Source organism: Stenotrophomonas sp. 63632_Sma, assembly GCF_056482875.1.
Window position 1 is genome coordinate 4,237,653 of the sequence record NZ_CM151220.1, and the last position, 12,088, is coordinate 4,249,740.

The 12,088-nt window shown below is 68.0% G+C and carries 12 protein-coding genes; 5 read left to right on the top strand and 7 right to left on the bottom strand.

The genetic code is table 11. From position 1 onward, the window contains the following. Positions 1–77 precede the first annotated feature (77 nt). Positions 78–2,615, bottom strand: coding sequence for a methyl-accepting chemotaxis protein (locus ACZK45_RS19665; protein ID WP_478445117.1), 2,538 nt, complete (start codon positions 2,613–2,615; stop codon positions 78–80). Positions 2,616–2,818: 203 nt separating this feature from the next. Here ACZK45_RS19665 and ACZK45_RS19670 point away from each other — a divergent pair, with 203 nt between their 5' ends. Further along, positions 2,819–3,658, top strand: coding sequence for an arylamine N-acetyltransferase family protein (locus ACZK45_RS19670; RefSeq protein ID WP_125895609.1), 840 nt, complete (start codon positions 2,819–2,821; stop codon positions 3,656–3,658). 8 nt (positions 3,659–3,666) lie between these two features. On the opposite strand, the gene ACZK45_RS19675 is transcribed toward ACZK45_RS19670, so the two are convergent. From ACZK45_RS19675 to ACZK45_RS19685, 3 genes are read right to left on the bottom strand one after another with little or no spacing between them, the layout of a single operon-like run. Then, on the bottom strand, positions 3,667–4,038 hold the full coding sequence (locus tag ACZK45_RS19675; protein WP_125895608.1) for a VOC family protein: 372 nt from the start codon (positions 4,036–4,038) through the stop codon (positions 3,667–3,669). 22 nt (positions 4,039–4,060) lie between these two features. Further along, complete coding sequence (locus tag ACZK45_RS19680) at positions 4,061–4,699, bottom strand: response regulator transcription factor (RefSeq protein ID WP_478445118.1); 639 nt, start codon at positions 4,697–4,699, stop codon at positions 4,061–4,063. Next, entirely contained in the window at positions 4,696–5,796 is a 1,101-nt protein-coding gene (locus ACZK45_RS19685; RefSeq protein WP_107433198.1) for a sensor histidine kinase, read from the bottom strand. Before ACZK45_RS19685 ends, ACZK45_RS19680 begins: the two co-directional genes overlap by 4 nt. Positions 5,797–5,952: 156 nt before the next feature. Between ACZK45_RS19685 and ACZK45_RS19690 the strand changes: the two genes are divergently transcribed. From ACZK45_RS19690 to ACZK45_RS19700, 3 genes are all read left to right on the top strand, one after another. Beyond that, entirely contained in the window at positions 5,953–6,375 is a 423-nt protein-coding gene (locus tag ACZK45_RS19690) for a DUF2141 domain-containing protein (RefSeq protein WP_478445119.1), read from the top strand. 25 nt (positions 6,376–6,400) lie between these two features. After that, positions 6,401–7,924, top strand: coding sequence for a carotenoid oxygenase family protein (locus ACZK45_RS19695; RefSeq protein ID WP_279912993.1), 1,524 nt, complete (start codon positions 6,401–6,403; stop codon positions 7,922–7,924). Between the two features lie 62 nt (positions 7,925–7,986). After that, positions 7,987–8,703, top strand: a complete 717-nt coding sequence (locus ACZK45_RS19700; protein WP_253145239.1) for an ABC transporter substrate-binding protein — start codon at positions 7,987–7,989, stop codon at positions 8,701–8,703. A 72-nt stretch (positions 8,704–8,775) separates the two neighbouring features. Here the strand turns inward: ACZK45_RS19700 and ACZK45_RS19705 are convergent, their stop codons facing one another. Next, complete coding sequence (locus tag ACZK45_RS19705; protein WP_478445120.1) at positions 8,776–9,675, bottom strand: LysR substrate-binding domain-containing protein; 900 nt, start codon at positions 9,673–9,675, stop codon at positions 8,776–8,778. Between the two features lie 98 nt (positions 9,676–9,773). Here ACZK45_RS19705 and ACZK45_RS19710 point away from each other — a divergent pair, with 98 nt between their 5' ends. Continuing rightward, positions 9,774–9,917: a hypothetical protein gene (locus tag ACZK45_RS19710; protein WP_180838676.1), complete on the top strand. Its 144-nt coding sequence runs from the start codon at positions 9,774–9,776 to the stop codon at positions 9,915–9,917. Between the two features lie 7 nt (positions 9,918–9,924). On the opposite strand, the gene ACZK45_RS19715 is transcribed toward ACZK45_RS19710, so the two are convergent. Together ACZK45_RS19715 and ACZK45_RS19720 are read right to left on the bottom strand one after the other, a co-directional pair. Next, entirely contained in the window at positions 9,925–10,491 is a 567-nt protein-coding gene (locus ACZK45_RS19715) for a GIY-YIG nuclease family protein (protein ID WP_317217635.1), read from the bottom strand. Between the two features lie 42 nt (positions 10,492–10,533). Next, positions 10,534–12,087 (bottom strand): alkaline phosphatase, encoded by a 1,554-nt coding sequence (locus tag ACZK45_RS19720; RefSeq protein WP_478445121.1) that lies wholly within the window; start codon positions 12,085–12,087, stop codon positions 10,534–10,536. Between the last annotated feature and the right edge of the window lies 1 nt (position 12,088).

Consider the following 12,088-nt stretch of genomic DNA (forward strand, 5'->3'; position numbering starts at 1 on the left):
CCACAAGGGTAGTGCCGGCCGCTGGCCGGCAGGATCATCGACGGTGCCGGCCAGCGGCCGACACTACCGGAGCGGGATCAGGCCGCAGCGCGCGCCTGTGGCATCGACTGCAGACGGAACGCGCCCACGGCTTCTGCCAGGGCATGCACCTGCGCCTGCATCTGCGCGGTCGAGGCCCCCGCCTCTTCCACCAGACTGGCGTTGCGCTGTGTACTGGCTTCCATCTGCACGATGGTCTGCTTCACCTGCGCGATGCCGGCATGCTGGTCCTGCGATGCACTGCGGATACCGGCCAGCAGCTCGGCCAGCTGCTGCACGCTGCCAACGATCTCGCCCATCGTGATGCCCGCCTGCTCGGCCTGCTGGTTGCCCTGGCCAACACGCGCCACCGAATCCTCGATCAGTCCTTTGATCTGCTTGGCCGCTTCGGCACTGCGCTGGGCCAGCAGGCGCACTTCCGCAGCCACCACGGCGAAGCTGCGGCCCTGCTCACCTGCGCGCGCGGCTTCCACCGCGGCATTCAGCGCGAGGATGTTGGTCTGGAAAGCGATGCCATCGATCAGCTGGGTGATGTCGCCGATCCGCCGCGAGGCCTCGCTGATGCCATGCATGGTCGCGACCACCTGGCCGACGGCCTCGCCACCGCGCTGGGCCACCGCCGCCGCCCCCTGCACCAAGGCATCGGCGCGGCCCGCGGCATCGGCATTGCGGCCAACGGTGTCGGTCAACTCGTGCATCGACGCTGCCGTCTCTTCCAGGTTGGCCGCCTGCTGTTCGGTACGCTGCGACAGATCATGGTGCCCGGCAACGATCTCACCAACGCCGGTGTCGAGGCTGGACGTCGCCTGCTGGATGCGGGTGACGATGCGGCCCAGTTGCGCGACCGTGGCGTTGGCATCGTCGCGCATGCGTGCGAACACGCCCTGCAGCTCACCTTCCATGCGCACGCTGAGGTCACCACGGGCCAGCGCCGCCAGAAGCGCCTGCAGATCGCCGAGGTTGGTCTCGAAGGTCGCCAGCAGGCGGTTGATGCTGGTCGACAACGTGCGCACGAAGCCCTGTTTTCCCTCCAGCGCGATGCGGCCGTGCAGGTCGCCATGTGCGGCGGCGTCGACCAGTGCTGCCACTTCGGTTTCCAGCAGCGTTTCCAGCGCGCGGCTGCGCCACTCCACTGCCACGCCGAGGAAATGCCCCTCGTCGACAATGGGATTGGCGATCAGCTGATAGCGGACACCGCAATGGCCGATCTCGCGTTCTTCGCGTTGTCGCACGCCAGCCAGGCTGGCCAGCGCCGGATGCAGGCGTACCGCATCGCTCCCCACCAGATCTTCAACCTGGAGTTCAAGCTGCTCCAGCAGCGCCGGATTGGCGTACGCCACCAGGCCTTCGGCATCGACCACCATCAGCCCGGTCTGCGCACTGTCCAGCGCCTGGCGCACCCGGGTGTTGCCGCGCGCCACAGCACGTTCGGTCTCGATGCGCGCGCGCAGGCGCTGCTGCATGTCGACCAGGCGCTGGGCAAGCTGGCCGATCTCATCGTTGGCGTTGTAGACGCGCAGGGTGGTGTCGAGGCGGTCGTCGGCGATATCGCTGGCGAAACGCAGGGTGTCCTGGATCGGCTGGCGCACCGCACGCAGCACCAGCACCAGGCTGGTGATCAGCACGCCGGCCACCAGCAGCAGGGTGAGTGCGAACAGCACGCTCATCGTCCGCGCACCGGCCTGCTGGCGCGCCTGAGCCCTGGCCAGCGCTGCCACCTGTGCCTGCTGGAAAGCGGCAAGCGCCGGCGCTACGCCCGCGGCGGTATCCAGCAGCGACTGCGCTTCCACATCCAGGCCGACGCGGGCAGCGGTATACCCCAGCAGTGCGCCCTGATAGCCCTCCATCCCGCTGCGCAGGGCGTCCTGCGCATCCGCAGGCAGGCCCGCCAGCGCGAGGTCGAACGGCAGCTTTTCCTCGCTGGCGCGGTCGGCGTGAGTGGAATCACCGTCGAGCAGCAGCAGTGCCTCCTGCCTACGCATCTTCTGCAGGGACAGCGCCAGCGACGGCCGCTGCAGCGCATCCACCTGCACCTGCAGGGTGTCGGCGGCCTGCTGCAGCTGTGCGGCAAGACCGGCATCACCGCGGCCCATTTCATCGACACGTTCAAACAGGGCGGCGACACCCTGCGAGAACGCGTCGGCCGATTCGGTCAGCACCTGCAGCGCCTTGCGCCGGCCGGCGTCCATCGGCATCGCGCGAAGCGCCTGCAGGTCAGCCTGCAGGGCCTTCTGTGTTGCCAGCAACTGGCTGCGGTCAGCATCATCGAAACTGCGTGCATACTGGGTCTGCAGGCGGCGCGCTTCGGCCACCCGCGTGGACAGGCTGGCAGCCAGATCGCTGCCGCGCTGGTAGCTGGCCTGGCCGCGCGCGGCCAGGGCGTTGGCATGGCCAGTCCAGGCGTAGACAGCGGCGATCGCCACCAGGCCCAGACCACAGACCCACAGGGTCGCCTTGAGCTTGTTGGCCACGCTGAGCCGATGCGGCTGCAGCCACAGCAGCAGGCCGGGGGACGCCGAGCGCAACGTGGCAAGACGCGTGCGCAGGGACCGGAGGTGGGGGACAACGGCCGACATGACAGACTCCAGGCGGAAGGACGCACCTGTATCGGCCGGATTCAGAGCAACTTTAGACCTTTCTTCGTCTGCGTCCCGCCGTCGCTGGCGGACGCGGTCTTTGTACCGGGTGCAGGCGACGGGGGCATGACACGGCCGCCGTGCTTGACCTCAACCCCGGTTGGGGGAGCAAAGTGGACCTCCCTTCCCCGCCCGGTGCCCCCATGACGACGCTTGATGTCCCCCGCTACCTGCAGCGCCTGCAGCTGGATGCGCCGCCACCACGGACCCTGGCCGGCCTGACCCTGCTGCAGCAGCGCCACAACGCACTGCTGCCCTTCGAAACCCTCAGCTGCCTGCTGCGCGATGCGGTGCCGATCGACCTGGACAGCGTGCAGCGCAAGCTGATTGACGAGCGCCGCGGTGGCTACTGCTTCGAACTCAATGGTGGGTTGCTGGCGCTGCTGCAGGCCTTGGGCTTCGATGCCCAGCCATTGAGCGCGCGCGTACTGCTGGCCGCCCAGGACGGCGAACTGACCGCGCGTACCCATCTGCTGCTGCGCGTGCACGTGGACGGCGATGACTGGCTGGTGGATGCCGGTTTTGGCAGCCTGACCCCGACCGTACCGCTGCGCCTGCATGACCCGCAGCCGCAGGCCACCCCGCACGAACGCTACCTGTTGCAGCGGTTGGAAGACGGCGGAGATTTCATGCTGTCGGCCGAATCCAGCGAGGGCTGGCGGGCGATGTACCGCTTCGATCTGCAGGCGCCGGCGCCGATCGACAACGTGGTGGGCAACTGGTACGTCTGTACCCATCCCGATTCCAGTTTCCCCGGCCAGCTGCGCGCGTCGCTGACCGGGCCGGACTGGCGCTGCACCATCGGCAGCGGCAACTACACCGAGTACCGCCCCGGACAGGCACCGGACAAGCGCCCGCTGCATGATGTGGGTGATGTGCGCGACGTGCTGGAGCAGCGCTTCGGCATCCAGCTGCCGGACGACCCGCGGCTGGATCCAGCGATCAACGACTGGCTGCAGCGCTCGCGCGCCGCGACGCTGTAGAGTCGACGTTACGGCGCTGTGCGCGCCTGCAACGCAATGCGGTTGCCTTCGCTGTCGCGGATCTCGGCCACGCGCCAATCGCCGGCATCGGCCGGTCCGAAGCGCAGCTCGGCTCCGGCCTGCAGCGCACGGTCGAGGCTGGCATCCAGGTCATCGACGCCGATGTAGATGCGCGCGCCCTGCTCGGAAGGCAGATAGTCCGCGCCGTGCACCAGCGCAATGCTGGCACCGGCGGCCTCATCGGAAAACGGCAGATAGGCCATCCGGCAGTCGTGCAGCACGATGGGTTCGTCCACCGCAACCTGCAGCCATCGCTGGTAGAACGTGATGGCCCGGTCCAGGTCACTGGCCGGGATTTCCACATGCAGGATCGGGTTCACAGACACTCCTTGCCACCTCCACTCAGATGATGCGCAGGGTAATCGCCTTCAGGACCGCGCGGGTACGGTCGCGGGTGCCGAGCTTGTCGAGGATGGCGGACACGTAGTTCTTCACCGTGCCCTCGGCCAGGAACAGGCTGCGCGCGATCTCCTTGTTGCTGTAGCCCCCGGCCAGCAGGCGCAGGATTGCCACTTCACGTTCGCCGAAGGTATCGGTGGGCGGTGCTTCATCGTGGAAGCGGTAGCGGGCGCGTACCGGCTCGGTGCTGACCGGCAGCAGCAGGGTTTCGCCAGCGGCGACGCGTTCGATGGCCTCGCGCAGGTCGGCCGGCGCGGCATCCTTGAGCAGGAAGCCCTGTGCGCCGGCCTCGCTGGCGCGCAGCAGCAGATCACTTTCATCGAAGGTGGTCAGCAGCAGCCACGGCGTGGCATCGCCGCGCGCCCGCAGCTGGCGCAGTGCCTCGATCCCATCCAGCCCGGGCATGCGGATGTCACTGAGCACCACGTCCACGCGCTGCGTATCCAGCGCATCCAGCAGGGCCTGGCCATCCTCGGCCTCCAGCACCACGTCCACCCCCAGGCCCTGCAGCAGCGCACGCAGGCCGGCGCGGACCAGCGCCTGGTCATCGGCCAGCGCCACCCTGATCATGGCGGTACTCATGCCGGCAACCGCGCGGTCAGATGCATGCCGCCCTGCGCCGTTCGGGCCAACTCCAGCCGCCCCTGTACGGCCGCCAGACGCTCGCGCATGCCGGCGATGCCATTGCCCTCGCGGATGCGTTCGGCGCGCTGGCCATCATCGCGGATATCGATACGCAACTGGGAATCCTCTTCACTGATCGTCAGCCACACGGTGTCTGCATTGCCGTGCCGGGCGGCGTTGGTCAGGGCTTCCTGTACCAGCCGCAGCACGGTCTCGGCCATCAACGGGTCAGCCACGCGCACCCCGTCGCCGATCTGCAGCTGCAGCTTCGGTCGTGGGAAGGGTGCGGCCAGCGCATGCAGCGCGGTGGCCAGATCGAGGCCGCGATCATCGCGCATCGACTGCACCACCTGGCGGATGTCGGCCAGCAACTCGCCGGACAACTGTTCGGCCAGCACCAGCCCTTCGCGGCCGGCCAGCGCAGGGTCAGCGGCCAGGGCGCGCAGGTTGAGCCGCATCGCGGTGAGCTTGTGCCCGGCCACATCGTGCAGCTCGCGCGCAAGGCGAAGGCGCTCGGCATCGCGTGCGCTGTCGGCCAGCAGCGCGCGGGTGGCCAGCAGGTCGGCATTGACCCGTGCAAGATCATCGCGGGCCAGCGCCGTGCTGCGCGCATAGTGCGCGGTCAGCGCGGCGAAGGCCTGGAAACCGCCATACAGCAGCACCACCAGCAGCGGCTGGCTGAAGCCGCTGTGGCGCAGCACGGCATACACCGCCAGGTTGGCCAGCAGCGCAACGCCCAGCACGAAGCGCGGCGGCCAGTGTTCGGCCAGCTGTGCAACCAGCACCACCAGCAGCACCGGGGCGGTACCGGTACGCGGCTGCAGCGCAACCAGCACAACCGCCAGCAGCGCCTGCAACACCGCAGCAGCGGCGCGCACGCGGGATGGCATCGACGCCCAGCCGTGCACCACGAACAGCAGCAGGAACACAGCAAGCAACAGCAGGCTCAGCCCGGCGCCACTGCGCTGCACTGCGAACGACAGGCCGACCACCAGCACGGTGATCAGGCCGGCAAGGCTGAGCGGACGCAACAGATGGCGGAACAGGCTGGGCATGGCCAGATGCTGACGGCCGCGCACGCCGGCGGCAATGGGTCCGGCGCAGAAAGTGACTTCTGGCACGTCGAATCGATGACCACTGGCCCTGAACCCGGTGCAGCACCCCACGCAGACTGGCGCCACACCGCCACACACACTTCCGGAGCCACTGCCATGATCCGCACCGCCCTGCTCAGCACCGCCCTGACTGCCCTGGCCCTGGCCGGCAGTGTCCACGCCGCCGACCTGGCCGTGACCGTGCACGACGTTCGCGTGCAGACCGGCACCCTGCGCGTTGCGCTGGTCGACAGCGCCGCCGCCTGGGACGGCAAGGCCAGGCCCGTGCAGGCCCAGCAGGCGGCGCCCAGCGGCGACAGCGCCCACTTCACGTTCAAGGGCGTGCCGGCCGGCAGCTATGCCGTGCTGCTCACCCACGACGAGAACGACAACGGCAAGCTCGACACCAACCTGGTCGGGATGCCGGTGGAAGGCTACGGCTTCAGCAACAACCCGCAGGTGATGCGCAAGCCGACCTTCGACGAGGCGAGCGTCGACGTGCCGGCCGCCGGCACCGCCATCGACATCACCCTGCGCTGATTCCGCATCCATACCCGAGGCCACCATGGACCGTCGCCGCTTCCTTCGTACCCTGCTCAGCAGCAGTGCCTGTCTGGCCCTGGGCGCCACCGCGCTGCGCAGCGCTCCTGCCTTCGCCGGCGACCCGGCGCGGTTCGCGCAGGGCATGCAGGAACACCCGTGGCTGCTCGGCTGGCGCAGCGTCGGCAGCGAAAGCCTCGGCCCGGCCACCGTGCAGTTGCAGGGAAAGCTGCCGTCAGGCCTGGCCGGTACGCTCTACCGCAACGGCCCGGCCTGGACCGAGCGCGATGGCTTCCGCTACGACCACTGGTTCGACGGCGACGGCATGGTGCATGGCTGGCGCTTCAATGGTGACGGCAGCCTGACCCATCACGGGCGCATGGTCGCCACGCCGAAATTCACCCGTGAACAGAAGGCCGGCCGCTTCCAGTATCCGGCTGCCGGCACCAGCGTTCCCGGTGCGCTGGCAGTTCGAAACAACGACGATGCCAACGTGGCAAACACCTCGGTAACCATGATCAATGGCCGCCTGTTCGCGCTGTGCGAGTCCGGCTCGGCGTTCGAAGTGGATCCCGATTCGCTGCAGACACTGGGTCCGGTGACCTGGCGTCCGGACCTCGCTGCACTGCCGTTCTCGGCGCACCCGCTGCGCGACCGCGACGGCAGCCTCTGGAACTTCGGCTCGATCAGCCTGATGGGGGGCCATGGCCTGCTGGTCTGGCACATCGGTGCGAACGGCCAGCTGCGCAGCGCCAATGTGATCGAAACACCCGAGCATGGCTACCTGCATGCCTTCGCGATGACCGACCAGCACCTGGTGTTCGTGATGATGCCGTTCGATTTCACCGGCGCAGGCGGCAGCTTCTTCGAGCGCATGCAGTTCGCGCCTCAGCGTCCTGTACGCATCGCGGTGGTCGCCAAGGATGCGCCGGACAAGGCGCAATGGTTCGAGGCCCCGTTCGCGGCGATCTACCACTTCGGCGACGCGTTCACCCGCGATGGCGGCATCGTGCTGCGTGCAGTGCGCCACGACGACATCAATGAGGCGCGCTCGCCGATGAAGGAAGCGATGGCCGGTGATGGCGCACACGCTGCCAACAGTGGCGCCAGCTTGGTCGAGCTGCATCTGGACCTGCGTCGTGGACAGGCCCGCTGGCAGATGTTGGGCATCAGCGCAGTGGAGTTCCCGTTGTTCGACCCGCGCTCGGCGAACACACGTGGCGCACGGCTGTATGCGCCGACCATCGACGGCACGGCCAATGCGCCGTACTTCAACGCCGTGGCCGCGTTCGACATCGAGCACGGGCGCCGCCAGCTGTGGAACTATGGCCCGGACATCATGGCCGAAGAGCATGTGTTCGTACCGCGCCCGGGCAGCCGCAACGCCGATGATGGCTGGCTGATCGGCACCCTGCTTGACCCGGTGAACAAGCGCAGCGGCCTGGCGGTGCTCGATGCCCGCCACCTGGACGACGGTCCGCTGGCACAGGCCTGGCTGCCGTATGCGGTGCCATTGGGCTTCCACGGCACCTTCGCCGCGCGCGGCTGATTCCACGCCACGCGGACACCGTTATTGGCATGCTGGGTCTCCCCTGCCCCGTGGAGTCCCGCATGTCCCTGGCCGACCACCGAAGTACGCTGGCACCGCACGGTTTCCTGCGCGTGGCGATCAACCTGGGCAACCCGGTGCTGGCACAGGGCGATGCGCGCTCACCGCGCGGCCCCTCGCTGGAACTGGCTACCGCGTTGGCGCAACGGATGGGGGTGCAGGCACGCTTCACCTGCCACGATGCCGCAGCCTCGGTGGTCGAGGCAGCAGGCGAAGACGGCTGGGATCTGGCCTTCCTGGCCATCGATCCGGCACGTGCCGACCGCATTGCCTTCAGTGCTCCGTATGTGGAGATCGAAGGCACCTATCTGGTGCGCGAGGACAGCCCGGCGCAGCAGGTGGCCGACCTGGATCGCGAGGGGCTGTGCATCGCGGTGGGGCGTGGCGCGGCCTATGACCTGTTCCTCAGTCGCGAACTGCGCCATGCCACGATCGAGCGGGCGGAGACCTCGGCGGCGGCCATCACCCTGTTCGATCAGCAGCGCCTGGATGCCGCCGCCGGTGTACGCCAGCCGCTGGAAGCATGGGCGCAGGCGCATCCCGGCCACCGTGTGCTGGCCGACCGCTTCACCGCGATCCAGCAGGCAGTGGCGGCGCCGGCCTCACGCCCGGCCGATGCATTGCGGGCGTTGTTCGAGGAAGTGGAGGCGATCAAGGCCGGCCCGTTGCTTGAGGCAGCGTTCGCGCGTGCCGGGCAGGCGGTCACGCTGGTTCGGTGACTGCAGAGCACCAGCAGTCGAGCATGGCTCGACGCTACAGATCCAGATGCAATGGTCGAGCATGGCTCGGCGCTATAGATGTGCGTCTGCCATGTGCCGCACATGCTCGGCGGCCTGCGCATGCAGCCAGTCGCGGAACGCGAGGAAGCCGCGATGGCTGGCCGAGCGCTGCGGGTACACCAGCCAATGCGGCCAGTCGGTTTTCAGGCGCTGGCTGGACAGTGCAACCAGCTGGCCCGAATCCAGCAGCAGCCGCGCCCGCGTCACCCGCCCGAGCGCTACGCCCACGCCATCCAGAGCGGCGCGATGGTGCGCCTCCGAATCATCCAGCACCGCCACGAAACGCGACGGCGGGCTCTGCCCGCTCAACGCGAACCAGGCGCCCCACGCGCCGTCCGGATCACCGAGCAGCGGCCACCGGGTCAACGGCACACGGTCAATGCCGCCTATGCGTTCGATCAGCGCCGGGCTCGCCATCGGCACCAGCCACTCGTCGAACAGCGGTTCCACCACCAGGCCCGGCCATTGCCCGCTGCCCAGACGCAGCGCGGCGTCGAACTGGCGCTGCCGCTCGAAATCGATCAGGCGTTCACTCGACTGCAGGTTGATCTCGATCTGTGGATGCTCGGCCACGAAGTGACCCAGGCGCGGCACCAGCCAGGCCGACGCCATCGACGGCACCGCGCTGATCGTCAACACGTGCTCGGCACGTGCGGCATAGGGCTGGAAGGCTTCGTTGATCGCATCCAGATGCGGTCCGACCTGGTCGAGCAGGCGCTGCCCCTCAAGGGTGAGGGTGACACCACGCGGCTGGCGGATCAGCAGCGGCTGCCCGAGCCGTTCTTCCAGTTGCCGCATCTGATGGCTGAGCGCACTGACGGTCAGGTTCATCGACGCCGCCGCGCGCGACAGGTTGCCGAGCCGGGCAGCAGCCACGAAGCCCTGCAGGGCATGGAGCGGAGGGCGGGACATCAGGCTTGAATTTCTCTCAAGGCATGCTTGCGGAAATGTCGCTTTTTGCCCGTCCATGCTGCCCGTATCGTGCAATCCACTCAAGTGGAGGCACGCTCATGAACATCTTCAGCGGCTTGTTGTTCCTGCACGGCCACGTGGCCAGTGCCGAGCTGGCATGCCAGCTGGCCAGCCCGTCCACACCTGCCCCGCAGTGCGCGCGGCAACCGGCCGCGCCGGTTCAGCCGCCGCGAGCCCGTTGAACGCTCCTCAACCTGCATACCAGCGTTGGATGTGTTCAGGCAGCCACGGGATCGGATCGATGTCCAATGCCCGACAACCGTCGAGGGTGTCACGCAGCGCGCCCTCGCCGGGGCCACCGGGGATCCGCAGGCCTTCCTCTTCGGGAAGCTGCACCGCAGCCCAGTCGTGCAACCGGTCCATGCGCAGGCGAAGGGCGGCTCGCAGCCACCCCTTCAGTGGATAACAGCGATAGCCCTGTTCGCCCAGGCCGGCAACCGCGAGCGACAAAGCGTGGTTGGCACCACGCACCCATTCGGTGCGGCCTCCAGCCTTGTCCTGGACCGTCATCGGCGCCGGCGCGCGGTGCGCTTTGAACGGCGAACGCAGCTGCAGCTCCAGATCCCGCGCATCGCGCTCGCTTTCCGCTTCCACCAGCGCACCGGCGTCGAGATCGAAGAACTCGAACCAACGCCGATGCAATGCGCTGATGCGCCCAAGCGGATCACGTGAGAAACCAATCTTCGCGTAGTCTTCCCACGCACAGGGGAAGACGTAGGCGAAGACACGACCGTCGATGCGGATATCCGACTGCATGTACGCAGGCTGCCTCGACAACAGCCCGCGTGCAACCGGGCGTTACCGTGGACGCTGCAGCGCTTCCTGCACCGCCGCAGCCACATCGGTGTTGTCGATGTAACTGCCGTCGTTCCAGCGCACGTGCTGACGGTAGCCGGCATCAACGCCCCGCACGCGCTGGCCCAGCAGCTCCGCGCCCGCGCCCTTGGCCCACAACGGCACCAGCGCATTGGAATGGTTGCCGGTGGGACGGAAGCTCATCCCCGGCATGCGCCCACGGCCGTTGTTGCGCACCGGCTCGAAGGCGACGTTCTGTGCATCCGGGCCCATCGGCATGCTGTTGTCGTGGTCGGTGGTGACGATCAGCAGGTTGCGCTCCCAGCCACCGTTGCGTTCGATCCACTCGATCACTGCTGTCACCGCGTCGTTGAACTCCACGGTTTCCTCGATCAGCCGGCCGTACTGCGGCTGGTCGCTGCACTGGCCGTAGTGCCATTCAGTGCCGCAGGCACTGGTATGGGCGGCCCAGTCGGTGGCGCCACCTTCCACCATCAGGAACAGCCCCTTGGACGAACGCTGCTGCAGGAATTGCAGCGCACCACGGGTCATGGTCGCAAGATCCGGCACGCTGTCGATCTTCCTCACACCGGAAGGTGTGGCCGCATCCTTGCCCAGCACCTGCAGCTGGCGCGCCTGCTGCAGCGTGTTGGCCACGCGCGGCACGCCGATCAGCGGCCGGTCTGCCGGCAACCGTCCCTGCGCCAGCGCGGCGAACGCTTCCTTGCTGCGGATCAGGCGCCACGGCCCCGACGGATTGCCGCCGATGGTGCTGCCCGCTTCCAGCTGCTGCCAATCCTGCTGCGACACCCATTCCCACGGGTTCGCGCAGCCCTCGGCCTTGGCCGCGCCGGCACTCTCGTCACAGGCGCGACCATCAACGCTGTAGCCCGGGCCTCCGGTGCCCATCACCAGATCCATATGCCCCTGCGCCAGCATCTGATGGGCGATGGCGTGATAGTTGTTGCGCGATTCGTTCTGCGCCGCGAACGCGGCCGGCGTGGCATGCGCGAACGGTACCGAAGTCACCACGCCGGTGGCCATGCCCAGCCGCTTGGCGCGCAGCGTATTGAACTCGACCGGATTGCCATCGTTGTTGAAGTTGATGGCGTTGTTGTAGGTCTTGATGCCCGAGGACAACGCGGTGCCCGCCGCCGCACTGTCGGTAGCCACCGCAGCCAGGTACTGGTAGCCCGCAAACGGCAGGTCCTGCGCAGGAACCGGCGTGTCATCCCAGGCCTTGCCCGCGTCGTAGCCCAGGGTCTGCGCGTTGTCGCGGGTCGGCTGGCTGCTGGCATTCAACGGGAAGGTGGTTACCGCCAGGCGCTGCGGAAAATCCGCATACGGCGCCCGTTCGCGGCTGCCGTATTGCCAGTAGGCGGCGGCGTCCCAGGTGCCCCAACCGGCACCGTCGTTGATCATCACGATCACGTTGTGCGGGCGCGCTGGGCCGGAAGCAACAGCCTCGGCGCGCAGATTGGGCTGGCAGCCGCCAAGTGCGGCCAGCGCGAGCAGCAACGAAGAATGAAGCCAGCGGCGTGGAATGCGTGCAGTCATC

What these genes read in the sequence shown, in the direction of transcription:
- ACZK45_RS19665 (WP_478445117.1), bottom strand. Translation starts at nt 2,615, where the DNA reads ATGTCGGCCGTTGTCCCCCACCTCCGGTCCCTGCGCACGCGTCTTGCC.
- ACZK45_RS19670 (WP_125895609.1), top strand. Translation starts at nt 2,819, where the DNA reads ATGACGACGCTTGATGTCCCCCGCTACCTGCAGCGCCTGCAGCTGGAT.
- ACZK45_RS19680 (WP_478445118.1), bottom strand. Translation starts at nt 4,699, where the DNA reads ATGAGTACCGCCATGATCAGGGTGGCGCTGGCCGATGACCAGGCGCTG.
- ACZK45_RS19685 (WP_107433198.1), bottom strand. Translation starts at nt 5,796, where the DNA reads ATGCCCAGCCTGTTCCGCCATCTGTTGCGTCCGCTCAGCCTTGCCGGC.
- ACZK45_RS19690 (WP_478445119.1), top strand. Translation starts at nt 5,953, where the DNA reads ATGATCCGCACCGCCCTGCTCAGCACCGCCCTGACTGCCCTGGCCCTG.
- ACZK45_RS19695 (WP_279912993.1), top strand. Translation starts at nt 6,401, where the DNA reads ATGGACCGTCGCCGCTTCCTTCGTACCCTGCTCAGCAGCAGTGCCTGT.
- ACZK45_RS19700 (WP_253145239.1), top strand. Translation starts at nt 7,987, where the DNA reads ATGTCCCTGGCCGACCACCGAAGTACGCTGGCACCGCACGGTTTCCTG.
- ACZK45_RS19705 (WP_478445120.1), bottom strand. Translation starts at nt 9,675, where the DNA reads ATGTCCCGCCCTCCGCTCCATGCCCTGCAGGGCTTCGTGGCTGCTGCC.
- ACZK45_RS19710 (WP_180838676.1), top strand. Translation starts at nt 9,774, where the DNA reads ATGAACATCTTCAGCGGCTTGTTGTTCCTGCACGGCCACGTGGCCAGT.
- ACZK45_RS19715 (WP_317217635.1), bottom strand. Translation starts at nt 10,491, where the DNA reads ATGCAGTCGGATATCCGCATCGACGGTCGTGTCTTCGCCTACGTCTTC.
- ACZK45_RS19720 (WP_478445121.1), bottom strand. Translation starts at nt 12,087, where the DNA reads ATGACTGCACGCATTCCACGCCGCTGGCTTCATTCTTCGTTGCTGCTC.